13 protein-coding genes and 2 pseudogenes are annotated in these 16041 nt (G+C 56.1%); 10 read left to right on the top strand and 5 right to left on the bottom strand.

The window, feature by feature from the left end:
- Positions 1-38: 38 nt before the first annotated feature.
- Positions 39-1340: an MSMEG_0569 family flavin-dependent oxidoreductase gene (locus AC07O1_RS05990; protein ID WP_495088210.1), complete on the top strand. Its 1302-nt coding sequence runs from the start codon at positions 39-41 to the stop codon at positions 1338-1340.
- Positions 1341-1791: 451 nt separating this feature from the next.
- Here AC07O1_RS05990 and AC07O1_RS05995 read toward each other — a convergent pair whose 3' ends face one another.
- From AC07O1_RS05995 to AC07O1_RS06010, 4 genes are all read right to left on the bottom strand, one after another.
- A complete protein-coding gene (locus AC07O1_RS05995; RefSeq protein WP_495012300.1) occupies positions 1792-3462 on the bottom strand; it encodes an FMN-binding glutamate synthase family protein in 1671 nt (556 codons plus the stop codon).
- 62 nt (positions 3463-3524) lie between these two features.
- Complete coding sequence (locus AC07O1_RS06000; protein ID WP_495088211.1) at positions 3525-4010, bottom strand: acyl-CoA thioesterase; 486 nt, start codon at positions 4008-4010, stop codon at positions 3525-3527.
- A gap of 327 nt (positions 4011-4337) precedes the next feature.
- A complete protein-coding gene (locus AC07O1_RS06005; protein ID WP_495088212.1) occupies positions 4338-6029 on the bottom strand; it encodes an NAD-dependent malic enzyme in 1692 nt (563 codons plus the stop codon).
- Between the two features lie 571 nt (positions 6030-6600).
- Positions 6601-7503: a LysR family transcriptional regulator gene (locus AC07O1_RS06010; protein ID WP_494991736.1), complete on the bottom strand. Its 903-nt coding sequence runs from the start codon at positions 7501-7503 to the stop codon at positions 6601-6603.
- A 364-nt stretch (positions 7504-7867) separates the two neighbouring features.
- Between AC07O1_RS06010 and AC07O1_RS06015 the strand changes: the two genes are divergently transcribed.
- The 4 genes and pseudogenes from AC07O1_RS06015 to AC07O1_RS06030 form a co-directional block, all read left to right on the top strand.
- Positions 7868-9208, top strand: coding sequence for an MFS transporter (locus AC07O1_RS06015; RefSeq protein WP_495088213.1), 1341 nt, complete (start codon positions 7868-7870; stop codon positions 9206-9208).
- Between the two features lie 244 nt (positions 9209-9452).
- Positions 9453-10736, top strand: a complete 1284-nt coding sequence (salA, locus tag AC07O1_RS06020) for a salicylate 1-monooxygenase (protein WP_495088214.1) — start codon at positions 9453-9455, stop codon at positions 10734-10736.
- Positions 10737-11351: 615 nt separating this feature from the next.
- Entirely contained in the window at positions 11352-11954 is a 603-nt protein-coding gene (gene wrbA, locus AC07O1_RS06025) for an NAD(P)H:quinone oxidoreductase (RefSeq protein WP_123359376.1), read from the top strand.
- 233 nt (positions 11955-12187) lie between these two features.
- Positions 12188-12367: pseudogene (locus AC07O1_RS06030) on the top strand (PaaX family transcriptional regulator C-terminal domain-containing protein); the annotation flags it as partial.
- Positions 12368-12374: 7 nt separating this feature from the next.
- Here AC07O1_RS06030 and AC07O1_RS06035 read toward each other — a convergent pair.
- A pseudogene (locus AC07O1_RS06035) lies at positions 12375-12584 on the bottom strand (transposase domain-containing protein); the annotation flags it as partial.
- 135 nt (positions 12585-12719) lie between these two features.
- Between AC07O1_RS06035 and AC07O1_RS06040 the strand changes: the two are divergent.
- From AC07O1_RS06040 to AC07O1_RS06060, 5 genes are all read left to right on the top strand, one after another.
- Entirely contained in the window at positions 12720-13349 is a 630-nt protein-coding gene (locus tag AC07O1_RS06040) for a LysE family translocator (protein WP_495023818.1), read from the top strand.
- Between the two features lie 481 nt (positions 13350-13830).
- Positions 13831-14430 carry a hypothetical protein gene (locus tag AC07O1_RS06045; RefSeq protein WP_494991640.1) on the top strand — a complete coding sequence of 200 codons (600 nt, stop codon included), beginning with the start codon at positions 13831-13833 and terminating at the stop codon, positions 14428-14430.
- A 245-nt stretch (positions 14431-14675) separates the two neighbouring features.
- Complete coding sequence (locus tag AC07O1_RS06050) at positions 14676-14930, top strand: helix-hairpin-helix domain-containing protein (RefSeq protein WP_494991639.1); 255 nt, start codon at positions 14676-14678, stop codon at positions 14928-14930.
- Complete coding sequence (locus tag AC07O1_RS06055) at positions 14923-15636, top strand: helix-turn-helix transcriptional regulator (RefSeq protein WP_494991638.1); 714 nt, start codon at positions 14923-14925, stop codon at positions 15634-15636. The genes AC07O1_RS06050 and AC07O1_RS06055 overlap by 8 nt, the downstream gene beginning before the upstream one ends.
- Positions 15637-15680: 44 nt before the next feature.
- Positions 15681-15989 (top strand): hypothetical protein, encoded by a 309-nt coding sequence (locus tag AC07O1_RS06060; protein WP_494991637.1) that lies wholly within the window; start codon positions 15681-15683, stop codon positions 15987-15989.
- The last annotated feature ends 52 nt before the right edge of the window (positions 15990-16041 follow it).

Raw genomic sequence — 16041 nt, forward strand, 5'->3', positions numbered from 1 at the left:
TCAACCCTTATTTTTTTCATTATGTTCCGGAGCACCCCATGGCTAGTCACCTCACTACAGTCAAACCTCCACACCACAGTGTGATCATCGTTGGCGGCGGTCAGGCCGGATTATCCGCCAGCTACTACCTGCAACAACAGGACATCGATCATCTGGTGCTGGAAAAGCACAGTCTGACCCACACCTGGCGCAACCAGCGCTGGGATGCCTTCAGTCTGGTAACGCCCAATTGGCAATGCGCTTTGCCGGGTTATACCTATACCGACGGCTTCAACGGCAGCGATCCTCACGGTTTCATGAAGAAGGATCAGATCAACGAGTACCTGGCCGGCTTCGTCAAATCGGTCAATGCCCCGGTCCGTGAAGGTGTCGCGGTGCAGCGCGTGGTCCCCCGAGCCGTTGGTGGTTTCGATATACACACCTCGCAAGGCGAGTTCACTGCCGATCAGGTGATTGTCGCGTCGGGCGGCTATCACACGCCGATCATCCCGCGCCTGGCCGAGCGTCTGCCAGCGGGCATCCATCAGATTCACTCCGAGCAATACCGCAACCCACAGGCTTTACCCGCTGGCAATATACTGGTGGTCGGTTCAGGGCAATCAGGCGCGCAGATCGCCGAGGACCTGCACCTGGCCGGGCGCAAGGTCTTTCTGGCGGTCGGCGACGCGCCGCGTTGCGCGCGCTTTTACCGTGGCAAGGACGTGGTCGATTGGCTGGCGGAAATGGGCTACTACGATATCGGCGTTGATACCCATCCGCTGCGTGAAGGCGTGCGCGACAACACCAACCACTACGTCACCGGCCGAGATGGGGGGCGCGATATCGACCTGCGCACTTTTGCTCGCGAAGGTATGGAATTATTTGGTCGTCTTGAGGGGTTGGAAGGCAATCGCTTGCAGTTTTCCTGCAACCTGGGCGAGAGCCTGGACAGCGCTGACGCGGTCTACAACCGGATCAACGCATCGATCGATAAATACATCGAGCAACACTCGATTGTCGCTCCAGCCGGTGAGAGTTATGAGCCGGTCTGGACGCCCGAGCAGGAGCGCAGTGAACTGGACCTGCAAGCGCAGGGCATCACCAGCATCATCTGGTGCATTGGCTTCACTCCAGATTTCACTTGGGTAGAAGCCCCTGTGTTCAACGGTCGTGGTCATCCGGGCCACCAGCGTGGGGTCACAGCGCAGACGGGTTTGTACTTCCTCGGGTTGCCGTGGCTGTACACCTGGGGCTCCGGGCGTTTTTCCGGGGTCGCGCGGGATGCGCAGTATCTGGTCGAGCACATAGTCGATTCGCAGACTGAGTTGAATGCGCAGTTACGGCGCTCCGCTTCCAGATAGGCAGAACCTGATACGTGTGGCTATTTCCGATCTGAATATTGATGAGTCAGGTGTTGCTGACACCTGACTTATCAACTGTCAGCGCTTGTAAAATTTGATGAGAATAGTTGCCGTTATTTGAGCATCAAAACTGGCTTTTCCTCTGTATCTGATATGTATTTTTCGATCTTATCTGACTCTGTAATGCAGTCCAGTTTTAGAGGATATTTCTCAACAACGGAGTGACCAGATCGAGCGTTGTATAACACTCGATCTGTGGATGGATCGGTATTCTGGACACTGGCATTGGTGATACCGAGAACGACCAGTGCTACGGCGAGTGTGCTATGCGTGCCTTTTGTTCTGGTTCAGCTTCCCTATCAAAATGAATACCCCAATTCCAGTCACCGGGAGAGCACTAAGCGGATGCGTTGGCCAACCCTCTATCTCAGCGGTGCACTGATGGCAATACTCACGCGATAGCGGTATATCGAGTCTCAGATGAGGTCCTGTCGACAACGATCTCATCGCCTGAGTCGTTGCGTTTGAATCTATCGGCCCGGGCGCTGTGCCACATGCGCAAATAGAACTCGCTGGTACAGCGGTCATCGAGCAATTCGCCTGATTTAAGGAAGGTGTGTGTCTGGGAAAATAAACGGATCTGGGTGTCGCTGATTCGCCGTACCAGGTGCTCGGCGGTTAATTGCGAGGGATGCTCGATACCCGCGGAGGCGAGCATTTCGGCCAGTGTCATCAGGGTATTGCGGTGGAAATTGTAGACGCGAGTGGCTTTGTCCTCGACCACCAATGCGCCCTGGCGCAACGGATCCTGAGTGGCGACCCCGGTCGGACATTTGTTGGTGTGGCAGCTTTGGGACTGGATGCAACCGATGGCAAACATGAAGCCGCGCGCCGAGTTGACCCAGTCGGCACCGATAGCCAGCACACTGGCGATATCAAAGGCACTGACAATCTTGCCGCTGGCACCCAACCGGATGTTGTCTCGAAGGTTCAGGCCGACCAGGGTGTTGTGCACGAATAACAACCCTTCGCGCAGAGGCATGCCAATGTTGTCACTGAACTCCCTTGGTGCGGCGCCTGTGCCACCTTCGGCGCCGTCGACGACGATGAAGTCGGGCAGGATGCCAGTCTTGAGCATCGCCTTGGCGATCCCCATGAACTCCCAGGGTTGGCCGATGCACAGCTTGAAGCCTACCGGTTTGCCATTGGACAGTTCACGTAGCTTTTGAACGAACTGCAGCAGTTCGATCGGTGTAGAAAAGGCGCTGTGGCGAGCCGGTGACACACAATCGCGGTCCATGCTCACGCCCCGGGTCTCGGCGATTTCCGCAGTCACCTTATGCTTGGGCAGAATACCGCCGTGCCCGGGCTTGGCACCTTGGCTGAGTTTGATCTCGATCATCCGCACCTGAGGGTTGCAGGCCTGCGTGGAGAAACGCTCGGGATCGAACCGACCGTCCTGGTCGCGACAGCCAAAATAGCCACTGCCCAGTTCCCAGATCAGGTCGCCAGCAAATTCACGGTGATAGGGGCTGATGCTGCCTTCGCCGGTGTCATGGGCAAAGCCGCCCAGTTTTGCTCCCTTGTTCAGAGCGCGGATGGCATTGGCGCTCAGGGCGCCGAAACTCATGGCGGAGATGTTAAAGATCGAAGCGCTGTAAGGCTGACGACACTGCGGGCCGCCGACCATGATGCGGAACTCCTTGGGGTCGAGCACTTCGCTGGGCAGCATCGAGTGAACGATGAATTCAAAGCCGGGTTTGTAGACATCCTTCAGGGTGCCGAAGGCTTTCTCCGCGCTCTGGTTCTTGGCGCGGGCATAGACCAGCGAGCGTTGGGTGCGGGAAAAGGGCAGTTCGTCGTCATCACCTTCAAGCAGGTACTGGCGGATCTCTGGACGGATATGTTCGATCAGGTAACGAAGGTTACCGATGACGGGATAGTTGCGACGCACCGAGTGTTGGGTCTGACGCAGGTCATTAAGGCCGATCAGCGTCAGGATCCCGGTGATCAGAGTGAAGGACCAGAGCCACTCGATGCGCTCGAACAGGCACAGACCGACGAGGGTAAAGACAAAGCAAAAGGCGAAGCATGAGTAACGACTCAATAATGATAGTTTCATGCGTGTTGTTCCTTGTAGTGTGGCATCGACAGCTATCGGCTGACCGCTCGGTTTCACGTGGTTCAAGCCTGGGAGACTTTTAGCGAGTCGTAGCGCGCTTGCAGCTCCTGGCGTTGCAGGCGGCGCTGCTGAGCCTGGGCGTACCGGCGTTGTTCGGCGCAGGTCTCCGGAACCAGAGAGCGCACGGCTACGGGGCGGTGGTTGTGATCGACAGCGACCATCGTGAAGTAACAGCTGTTGGTGTGGCGTACGCTGCGCTCATGAATGTTTTCAGTCATGACCTTCACGCCGACTTCCATCGAGGAACGACCGGTGTAGTTCACTGAGGCCAGAAAGGTCACCAGCTCACCGATGCGGATCGGCTCCTTGAAGATCACCTGGTCGACCGACAGGGTCACCACATAATTGCCGGCATAGCGCTTGGCGCAAGCGAAGGCCACTTCATCAAGCAACTTGAGCAAAGCCCCACCGTGAACATTGCCGGAGAAATTGGCTTTGTCCGGGGTCATAAGCACACTCATGGTCAATTGATAGCTTCCTGGTTCCATTACTGCCTCATCAGGTCGGTCAAACATGTTGGCTCAGCTCATCCGGATGTTGCTGCGGCCATGGGCGACTGGCGCGGTTGTACGTCGACGCAACGAGAAGGGCAGATTCCGGCCGATCAGGGCGTAACAGGGTTGCAGGACACGAAGCACCAGGTGGATGAGCCATGGTGGCGGGGGGAGTCTAACAATCGAAAAAAACGATAGCTAGCTAATGAAATGAGAAGGTCTGTTTCATATTTTGTAACGGTGCGACATGGTGTGTGGGTATTCCGGTATGCCCGGACAGTGTGGGAGCACGTGAGACGTGCTCCCACAGATCGTTATGCATCAGATCGAGGAACGACGATAATCCCGGTAACGCGCTTGCCAGAAGTTGCTTTCGATTGCCAAGTGCAGACGTTCGTCACTGATCTGTAAAGCCTTGCCTTCCTCCTGAGCCTGTTTGGCTACGGCGAAGGCGATCTTCTTGCTCACCGCCTGTATCTCGCTCAACGGTGGCAACACCGCATCACCCTCTCCGGTGAGTAGTGGCGAGCAGTCGGCCAAGGCTCTGGAAGCGGCCATGATCATGCCATCGGTGATCCTGGTGGCCATGACCGCCAAGACGCCCAGGCCGATACCGGGGAAGATGTAGGAGTTATTGCACTGGGCGATCTGAATCTTGCGCTCGCCCAGGCTGACCGGTGGAAACGGGCTGCCGGTGGCCACCAGAGCCTGGCCATTGGTCCAGGTAAGGATTTCCTGAGGGGTAGCCTCGATCTTGGAGGTCGGGTTGGACAGCGGCATGACGATCGGCTTGGAGCAGCCCGCATGCAGGGCCCGAATGACTTGCTCGGTGAACAGTCCGCGTTGCGCCGATACACCCACCAAAATGCTGGGCCTGGCGTGGCTAACTACATCCAGAAGGGTTAAATCGCCATTGCCTGCAGCCCATGCCGGCATGCTACTGCGCTTTTGCGCCAGCTTGTGCTGGAACGGAAGCAGGTTGGCCATGTCATCGGTCAGCAGGCCCCAGCGGTCGATCATGAAGATGCGCTGGCGAGCCTCGCTGTCGCTCAGCCCTTCGAGCATCATCGCCGCGACGATCTGCTCGGCAATACCACAGCCGGCTGAACCTGCGCCGACGAAGGTCACTACCTGATCGGACAGACGTTCGCCTTTGGCCTTACACGCGGCGATCAAGGTGCCGACGGCTACGGCAGCGGTGCCCTGGATATCATCGTTGAAGCAGCAGATCTGGTCCTGGTAACGCTCCAGCAGCGGGGTGGCGTTGGTCTGGGCGAAATCCTCGAACTGTAGCAGCACGTTGGGCCAGCGACGTTTGATGGCCTGGATGAACAGTTCGACGAACTCGTTGTACTGTTCACCGCTGACACGTGCATGGCGCCAGCCCATGTACATCGGGTCGTTCAGCAGGTCAGGGTTGTTGGTGCCGACGTCCAGTACCACCGGTAAGGTGTAGGCCGGGCTGACGCCGCCACAAGCGGTGTACAGCGACAATTTACCGATCGGGATACCCATGCCACCGATGCCTTGGTCGCCGAGCCCGAGGATGCGCTCACTGTCAGTGACCACGATGACTTTGACGTTGCCCTTGGTGGCGCTGTGCAAGATATCGTCAATGCGATCGCGGTCGGGGTAGGCGATGAACAGTCCGCGATGGGTGCGGTAGATGCTGGAGAACTCCTGGCAGGCCTGGCCGACGGTCGGGGTATAGATGATTGGCAGCATCTCTTCGAGGTGATCTTCGAGCAGACGGAAAAACAGTGTCTCGTTATTGTCCTGCACGCCGCGCAGAAAGACATGCCGGTCGATATCGCTGGTGCACAGCTCATATTGCCGGTAAACCCGGGTTGCCTGCTCCTCGATGGTTTCCGTGGTTTGCGGCAACAGGCCGAGCAGGTTGAAGTCGATCCGCTCCTGCGAGCTGAAAGCGCTGCCCTTGTTCAGCAGGGGCATTTCCAGTAACGACGGGCCGGAGTAAGGAATGTACAGCGGCCGCTTTTGTTTTTCGTTCATCTTCAATTCACTCCCTATCTTTTTTGCAGAAACCCGAACCTAGCAGGCTAATGAGAGCGCGGTACAGTAAACGTTAGTCTGCTACTTATTTGCTCCCGGTCCTTGTGGCGAGGTGCCAAGTGAGCCTTGCGAGCGTTTGAATGCGGCGTGGGTTTCTCTGCTTGGACACGATGTATCCAATCACTCGGGAAGCTCTGTCGGTCAGGGTCGCCGCACAGCCGAGGGCCGTAGAAGTCATCACGGGTCAAGCCGCGTTCTGACCGTTACTGTACCGTCAAGGAGCTAAAAAGCTTAGACGTGTTTTTTTCCCGATACTGCTTATTGCGGATATCTGAGGGCGTCATTGCCTATATCTCCTCGATTTTTGTTCTTCTTTTGAGGTTTGATCATCGGGCGCGCTACGGCATGGGTATTGAATATTCATGCGCAGGTGTTGAAGGAATCTGCCATCGCAGATATTCAATGGTGGGGAGGGCTGGGGCACGAGATGGCGGGCGAACAGCCTACGGATTTTGGGTTTATCGCTCGTGACGACTTTTAATGACCGTCATACTCCGAGGATTCAGTGCATTTAATCGGAGAACAGCTCGAACATGAGCTGGCGTAACCAACGATTGGCCGGATCCTTGTTGTAACGGGCATGCCAGAACAGATTGATCTCGATTTTTGGCAGCTCCAGCGGCGGCGGTAGAACGGCGAGCCCGAAGGGTTGTTCGCAACTGGTGGCAAACCGTTCAGGCACTGTTGCCAGCAAGTCCGTGCGTTGAAGTATGTGGCCGACCGCAACGAAATGCGGAACCTCCAGACGTATTTTTCGCTCGATACCGGCGCGTGCGAGGAACGTATCAACTTCACCGTGTCCTGTGTTCGCTGCTACAACACGAACGTGGTCATAGCTGCAAAAACGTTCCAGCGTCAACGGCTCCCTGGTGGCGGGATGGCCTTTGCGGCACAAGCAGACGTAGCGATGGTGAAACAAGCGTTGCTGAAAAAAACCCGCTTGAAGGTGAGGAAGCAACCCGACAGCAAGATCGATCGCACCGTTTTGCAGCCCTTCGGCCAGGGTATCGACGTTGTTGCGCAGCGTGCTGATCGAGCAACCCGGAGCGCGTTCAGCCAGAGCATCCATTAGCCTCGGCATGAAGTAGATTTCACCAATATCCGTCATTGCCATGGTGAATCTGCGATTGCTGTGCAGCGGGTCAAACGTGTCCTGTCGGCTAAGTGCATCGCGTAACGTTTGAATGGCTTGCGCAACCGGCTCAGCCAGCTGCCGGGCATAAGGCGTGGGCTCCATTCCCTGGTAGGTGCGTACGAAAAGTTCGTCGTTCAAGGCGCTACGCAACCGCTTTAGCGCGTTGCTGACAGCGGGTTGGGTCAGCTCAAGATTATCCGCCGCAGTCGAAACCCTACGGTCGATGAGCAGTTGGTTGAACACCAAAAGAAGATTGAGATCCAGCTCACGTAATTCCATAACGCCTCGTGCAGATTGGCTCATACCAGGGCGATAAACCGTTGCCCGCCGCTGGGTTTGCACCGCGCTGAAATGGCCGCTGCAAGAACCGCAAGCCTATCAAGTGCTACACCGTTGCGTCCATCGTAAGAATTGCTTGGCTTTTGCTCATCTCTGATCTTTATTCACGTTCGAAATAGTAGGTATTCGGATCGCTGCATTTATCACGGTGGATGCCTTGGCCATGATCGCTGCAATGCCCAAACTCTGAACGGTTTACGTCCCTCAAGAACAACGCGCATATCGGTCAGCTAGTTGGGCACCGCGCAACGCCCGGAGACGTCTGATCCTCCGGCTCTATAACAATGACAAAAAGAGCGATGCCATGCGAACGATCGATGTATCAGCCCTGATTGACGGGGCACGTTTCAACGCCTTCCATGCGCGCGTACTGTTCTGGTGTGCGCTAATCATCATCTTCGACGGCTATGACCTGGTGATCTATGGGGTCGTGTTGCCCTCGTTGATGGCCGAGTGGGGGCTGAGCTCATTACAAGCTGGAGCGCTGGGTAGCTGTGCGCTGGTAGGAATGATGTTGGGTGCGCTGTTTTTCGGATCATTGTCGGACCGGATAGGCAGACGTAAAGTCATCATGATGTGCGTAACACTTTTCAGCGGTGTCACAGCCATCAACGGCTTGGCGCAGAGCCCAGAGGCATTTGCGTTGTGCCGGTTTGTTGCCGGCCTGGGGATCGGTGGGGTCATGCCCAACGTTGTCGCGTTGATGAACGAGTACGCACCCAGGAAATCCCGCAGCACCTTGGTCGCCGTCATGTTCAGTGGTTACTCGCTAGGGGGGATGCTGTCCGCCGGACTGGGCATGGTGCTGATTCCTCAGTGGGGATGGCAAGCGGTGTTCTATGTGGCCTTGATTCCACTGTTGGCAGTGCCACTGTTGGTATGGCAGTTGCCCGAATCGATGGATTTTCTTCTGCGCACCGGGCAGACGGTCAAGGCCCAGACGTTACTGACGCAGGCCGTACCGAGTTATGTGCCCGGCGCAATCGATCAGTTGAACCGGATAGTCGCTAAAGGCACGAACGTATCGATTGCGCAGTTGTTCCGGGACGGGCGCAAGTTGAGCACCTTCATGCTATGGCTGGCGTTTTTCTGTTGCCTGTTGATGGTCTATGCATTGAGCTCCTGGTTGCCAAAACTCATGAGCGCCGCAGGATACGGCTTGAACTCGAGCCTGGCGTTTCTGGTGGCGCTGAACATTGGCGCGATTATCGGAGCGGTAGCCGGTGGGTGGCTTGGCGATCGAATAGGCATCGCAAAGGTCTTGTTCGCTTTCTTCGGTTGCGGTGCTTTGGCCCTGAGCCTGCTCGCACTCAAAGCCCCATTACCTGTGCTCTATTTACTCATCGCTGTTGCCGGGGCGTGCACCATCGGCACGCAAATCCTGGCCAACGCTTGCACCGTGCAATATTACCCGCCGCAGATACGGGCCACAGGCCTCGGTTGGGCGATGGGTGTTGGCCGCACGGGTGCAATCGTTGGTCCTCTGCTGGGCGGCGCGCTGCATGCCTCATCGTTGCCGCTGCAGGCAAGCTTCCTCATCTTCGCAATACCAGGATTGGTTGGAGCAGTAGCCATTCTGGTCTTCTTGATGCAAAACGCCGCGAGCCGTCAGATCACATCGTCCAGGCAGGCTATACCGCAGTAATAGCAGCAGAAAAAAGACGAGTTCCGTTAAGGGCTCGTCGTATCTGAAAGATATACAGCTTGTAGAGCATGCTGGCGAAAAGTCCGGATTAAAAAATGAAGATATGACGACGGGTTTGCATTGCTCTGCTGAGTAATATTCACACTGGTAATGCCGGGTATGGGAGTTACGGTATTTATCAATAGCACTCAGATGGCGATTATCTGGTTACTCCAATAACAATCAGCCTCATGGGTACCTTGCTATGTATACCTCTCAATCTACCTTGCACATCGGTATTGTCGGCGGCGGTATCGCTGGCGTGGCATTGGCACTGGATCTGTGCCGCCACTCCCATCTCAACGTGCAGTTATTCGAATCGGCACCCGCCTTTGGCGAGGTCGGTGCAGGTGTTTCCTTCGGCGCCAATGCCGTTCGTGCCATCGCTGGTCTGGGCATTGCCGAACCCTACCGGCAGATCGCCGACCGCACGCTTGATCCCTGGCAGGATATTTGGTTCGAATGGCGCCGCGGCGAGGATGCCGGCTACCTGGGCGCGAGTCTTGCCGAAGGGGTAGGGCAGTCTTCGGTGCACCGTGCTGATTTTCTCGACGCTCTGGCCAGCCAGTTGCCCGACGGTATCGCCCAATTCGGCAAGCGTGCGGTGAGCGTGGAACAGGATGCCGAACAGGTCCGCGTGCTGTTCACCGATGGCAGCGAACACCGCTGCGACCTGTTAATCGCCGCTGACGGCATCAAGTCTTCGATTCGTGATCATGTGCTTCAAGGCCTCGGCCAGCCCCTTGCGGCGCCGCGCTTCAGCGGTACCTGCGCCTACCGGGGAATGATCGATAGCCAACAGTTGCGCGCTGCCTATCGGGCTCGGGGTGTCGATGAGCACCTTGTCGACGTTCCGCAGATGTATCTGGGGCTCGATGCACACATCCTCACATTCCCGGTCAAGCAAGGCCGGCTGATCAACGTAGTGGCCTTCATTTCCGACCGCAGTCGGCCTGACCCCTCCTGGCCGAGCGATTCCCCATGGGTTCGTAATGCCAGCCAGGAAGAAATGCTTGCGGCCTTCACCGATTGGGGCGATGCCGCGCGAGTGCTGCTCGAGTGCATTCCGGCACCGACCCTTTGGGCTCTGCATGAACTTGAAGAGCTGCCGGGTTACGTGCACGGCCGTGTAGGGCTGATCGGAGATGCGGCCCACGCGATGTTGCCGCACCAGGGCGCTGGCGCAGGGCAGGGGTTGGAAGATGCCTGGCTTTTGGCCCGATTGCTGGCCGACCCACAGGTTCTGGCGAGCCGGCCACAGGCGGTGCTAGAGGTCTATGACGCTATTCGTCGTCCACGTGCCTGTCGTGTGCAACGCACCTCCTGGGAAGCCGGCGAGCTCTATGAACTGCGTGATCCGGCAGTAGCCGATAACGAGCAATTGCTGGGCAAAACCCTTGCAGAGCGTTTCGATTGGCTGTGGGATCACGATCTGCAGTCCGACCTGCAAGAGGCTCGTGAGCAATTGGGCTGGAAAGTACTCGCCTGAGACTTGAACCGGCTTTCGTCCGCAGACACCCATAAGATCAGGTGAATGATCATGACATTGAATATTTCTCAGACCCCCGAAATAAGGGAGCGGGTGTTTTAGACATAGAACCTAGTGACACACAGCCCGAGGCGGGTAGTGGAAGTGGTTGTGAGTCGATACGCGACTGCCAGCGATGTCAGGGCTTTTTTGCCTCTGTGTCACTGGCAGGATGCGAGGCGAACTACCTTGGTGTCCGCTGTTTTAATGACTATGCAAACTCGAGCACGTCTTCGTCGGCGGCCATTTATTGGTCGCTCTTAAGCACCACTTCCTCGACAAGGATGACATCTTGGTCGGCATGCTCCCCAAACCCAGGAATTGAGCGGGTACGTGACCTGGTTGGAAATGGTGTCGCTGACACTGCTTATAAAAGCGTCTCTGTCTGCCAGCAGGCAGCATACGGAGCTGCTAGTGTTAAGTCCGCATGCCGTCAAAGTCTCTGCAGTCGGGTGGGGTGTGAGCCGCAGTTTTGTTCGTGACCAAGCGCTACACCTGCCGCTGTGGTTCGTTGGCAGTGGTGTAATCCAAGATCTTCCTAATCCATCGAATGGCACTTAATCCAGGGAAAAAATCATGGCGAAGGTACTGGTTCTCTATTACTCGATGTACGGTCACCTCGAAACGATGGCTGGCGCAGTGGCCGAAGGCGCACGATCCGTCCCCGGCACCGACGTAACGCTCAAGCGTGTCGCTGAAACCATCCCGGCCGAACAGGCAGCAGCCATCGGCGTCAAACTTGACCAGAAGGCTCCGGTGGCAACACCTGACGAGCTGGCCAATTACGATGCCATCATCTTTGGTACACCGACGCGCTTTGGCAATATGGCGGGACAGATGCGCACGTTTCTCGACCAGACCGGCGGACTGTGGATGAGCGGCGCGCTGGTCGGGAAAATCGGCAGTGTCTTTGCGTCGACCGGCACCCAGCACGGTGGCCAGGAAACCACTATTACGTCGTTCCACAGCACACTCCTGCATCAGGGGATGGTCATCGTGGGTGTGCCTTACACCTGCGCAGGACTGACCAACATGAGCGAGATCACCGGCGGTACGCCCTATGGCGCGACGACCCTGGCAGGCGCCGACGGCAAACGGCAACCGTCACAAAATGAACTGGATATTGCGCGTTTCCAGGGTAAACACGTCGCTGAGCTTGCAATAAAGATCGCGGGTTAACGCAAGCACGTAAATGGGCACATGTTGCAGGACAGGAGTCGAGCGTCGCTGGCCTGTGTAACGCCGGGGCGGAATTCACCATCGCGTTGCTAATGCTCGCTGGTGGCTTGGCGATGCTGCTGGCCTTGCCAGCGAAAGCCTTGCGCGTCGGTAGTCATTGAAGAAGACGTAAGCGTTTTTCGATTCAAAGGAGCGACGCTCTAGCGAGGTCGCTCCTCATCCCGTCAGTCAAACTGACCTCCAAGGCTCTGCGTTTGCAGGTGCGCGAGAGCTGGAACATCGAAGAGCTGACGACACATTACAGCGAGTTCATTCAGCTGTTCCGGCCACTCTGGAAAACGCTTCGCGAGAAAGAGCATTTGCAACCATCGGACTGCTTTCTGGCGCGGACTCTGCTTGTTCATGGTAATCGGCTGGGCATCACAGGTTGCGCGACGGCCCCCAGTTATGCGGCAGCAACTCTGTAACTGCGCTAGGCAGCTGCGTCGGCAGGCGCGTGAGAACGTCCTTCAGGCAAGCATTTGGATCGTGCCAATCGAGCCTTGCCGACTGGATCAAACTCATGATCGCAACCGCGCGTTTGTCGCTGCGTAACGACCCCGAGAACAGCCTGTTCGCCTGTCCACGTGCCCTATGCATCCCTGCGACAGCAGCAGTTAACGCTCCCTGAAAATCGACTGTTGCTATTAGATAAACTCTGACTGTAGCTACCGCCATATCAATAGTTCGCTTATCGTCGTCGCTCAAGCCTACGGAGTGATGCCCATGCCGGATGCAGCCAATCTCTATCTATTCATTGTCGCCGCCATGCTCCTGTTAATCGTTCCGGGCCCGAACATGGCTTTTGTGACCAGCCATGCGTTGGCCCACGGTTGGCGTGCGGGCTTCGCTGCCGCTCTTGGTATTTCCTTCTCTGACTTGCTGATGACCGCTTTGGTTAGCGCAGGTATTGGCGCTATGGTAATGAGCTGGGCACCAGCGTTCGAAGTACTACGCTTGGCCGGGGCGTGTTATCTCATATGGATCGCCTGGCAAGCTTTAAAAACGCCAGCAGTGACTCAGGGCACTCAACCTCAGTTGGCTTCCTTGTGGAAAATCTTCGCCCGAGGCACCCTCAACAGCCTCTTGAATCCTAAGGCGCTTTTGTTCTTTATGGTATTCCTGCCTCAATTCGTCAGCGTAACAACCGGCGATGTTAGCCTCCAATTAATGTTCCTTGGAGCGCTGCTTGCGCTGATCGCGCTAATCTTCCATACCGTACTTGGGATGTGTGCCGGGCAGCTAAGAGGGAAACTGGGCAGCGGCAGGATCTCCAAGCGTCTGGGGACTTATGGTTTTGCTGGGGTGATGGCAGCGTTAGCGGCACGCTTGTTGTTTCTTGACCGCCCACTTTGACGCAGTGCAGGACAGAGCGGGGGGACGCGCCCGGCAAATACACTCAAGCCCGCGCCCCCCGCGCTTACCATCCCAGGTTGCGGGTGCCACGATGAACCTCCCCAGTTCGACATTTCTGGATAAGCGTCCGCTCAACACACCTTGTGTAATGTAACCGTCCGGTGAAGGCGCCTACCTGTACTGAGCAGGATCTGCAATGAGGTGCAGTCGCCCCCGAACCTCACCGCGCAACGGTCTAGATAGGATCCTGAACATTGCTGGCAGGGTCAGCTATGGATGCGTAGGACGTCCCAAGGTAAGGTACGGTCGTCACGCTTGGGTTGATAAGGATTCGCCAAGCAGTGAGTAAGGATAACTTCACAAGGAATTGTCAGTGTACCCACCCGCGTTCCCCCATGACCCTATCACTCCTATTTTCCACAACGTTTACCTAGTTCATGGCAGCATCAGGATCGGCCCTGGAATGCGTATGAACCGAAACATGGTCATTGTCAAAAGTGGCGATGAATTGACCCTCATCAACCCGGTGCGCCTGAGCGATGCCGCACTTAGTCAGCTGGATGCGCTAGGTAATGTTCGCCATGTCCTGCGTCTAGGAGATTTCCATGGTCTAGACGATCGGTTTTACGTTGACCGATATCAGGCGGAGTTCTGGTGCCAATCTCGACCGGAGACTTACAAGGTGCCTATGGCAAACCATGTGATCAACGCCGCAGCGTCTCCGCCGATGCCTGATGCACAGTTTTTCGTGTATGAAGCGGCCAAATACCCTGAGGCGTGCCTTTTGCTGAAGAATCTAAAACTGCTCATCGCCACGGATAGCATTCAATATTGGGCCGACTGGAGTTACACGACTTTCCTTAGCAGATGCGTACTTCGAATGATGGGTTTTAAGCTGACGCTACTTATTGGCGGCCCTTGGCTGAAACGCGTCACGCCGGAGGGGGGCAGCCTTGCCGCCGACTTCGAGAGGCTTCTGAGGCTTGATTTCGAACATGTCGTAGGCGCTCACGGCCAACTCTTGCATGACGCAGCCAAACCTATGCTTGAAGCGGCAATTGCTAAGACATTGCCAGATTGAGCAGGCGATAGCTGGCTTCCGACAAGCGTGCGACCGAATCGCTCGACGTTAGTCAGGCCGGTATCCACCTATGCGGCAGCAGCTGCTCGATCTCACTCGCGCGCTGGGTTGGCAGCCGCATCGTCCGTCTGCCGAACCCACCTTCCTGATGCTTACGCTTGGGGCGATGGAGTCCATCTATTGAGATGCCCTCTCTCGTCGGGCAAACTCCGGTTGCCTCATTGGCCGATAACAGGAGTTTACGGATGCCATTTCCACTGACGGAACATAATGCCTTGTTGGCTCTAAAGGGCGTGGGGCCGGCCGTTATCGCTCGCCTTGAGCAGATGGGCATTGACTCGCTAGCTGTGCTCAGCAAAGCGAATGTTTGTGACATCCTGGCTCAGGCATCGGCAGCAGTGGGATCGACTTGCTGGAAGAATAGCCCCCAAGCTCGGGCCGCCATTAACGCGGCCATTGAGCTTGCGAAGGACTCTCAGTTGAGCACACCTGGTGCGTAAAGCTGATCGCTTATTTCAATTGGTAAATCTGATTCGTGTCCATCAGCCAATCTCTGCTGAACGACTGGCTAGCCGAGTCGGAGTTTCCGTTCGCTCAATCTATCGATACATCGACGACCTTTCCTTCAGTGGAATCCCAATCTATGGTACCGCTGGCGTGGGATATGCCTTGGATGCCGATTTTGAGATGCCGCCTTTAACGTTGAACAAGCTCGAACTGGATGCATTGATGCTCGGGATGGAAATGCTTTCAGCTTCCGCCGATAACGAACTAAGTGCTGCTGCGGGGATGTTGTTGAGCAAAATCTCAGCGTCCATAGTCCATCACAAGGTTGACCCCAGCACGGCAAAAATCAGGGCACTTGGAGCAACACCTTCCTCAACGCGTGCCCATTTGGCAACCCTTCGAAATGCCATCGAAAACACTCAGGCGCTGAAGATAATTTATACCAGCTTGGACGGTGTGGTTTCGCAACGTCTCATTTCTCCCCTTGGCCTTTTCTACTGGGGAGGAAAGTGGACGGTTGGAAGCTGGTGTAGTGCCAAGGCGGCTTACCGCGATTTTCGGGTCGATCGCATAGCCTCCATCGCTATTGCCCAACAACCATCACCCGACAATCCTGCCCTTGATCTCCAAGCGTATATGAAGCACCAGGCAAGCCAGTGGAAAGCGATCACCACTACTGACACTACGCTGTCAGTATGAGGCACTGATAATTGGGACTCCCTAACACACAGAAGGTCATCCCTATGCAGCGCTCATCTCATGTACTCGAATTAGCCATTTTCAAGGTCAAACAGGAATGCGTTGCGCAAGTGCCTGTGCTCCGCGCAGGTCTTCGTGAAACGTTAAAGACCTTCCCTGGTTTGATCGAGTACCGCGCCTACTGCCCTATGAGCGACGACCGAATCTTCGCGGACTTAGCAATGTGGGACAGTCTTGAGAACGCACAAAAAGTGGCAAAGGCGTTCAACGATGGAGATCCGAGATTCTCTGAGTATATGCACGCTATTGAAAACCTGACGTTCATGAGCCACCTCGTTCCAGAGATGAGTTGACCCCGACGGACTGTCAGAGCAGGCAAGCGACACCGATGCCTTTGCTGTCAGG

Source organism: Pseudomonas sp. GW821-FHT07G10 (assembly GCF_059418545.1).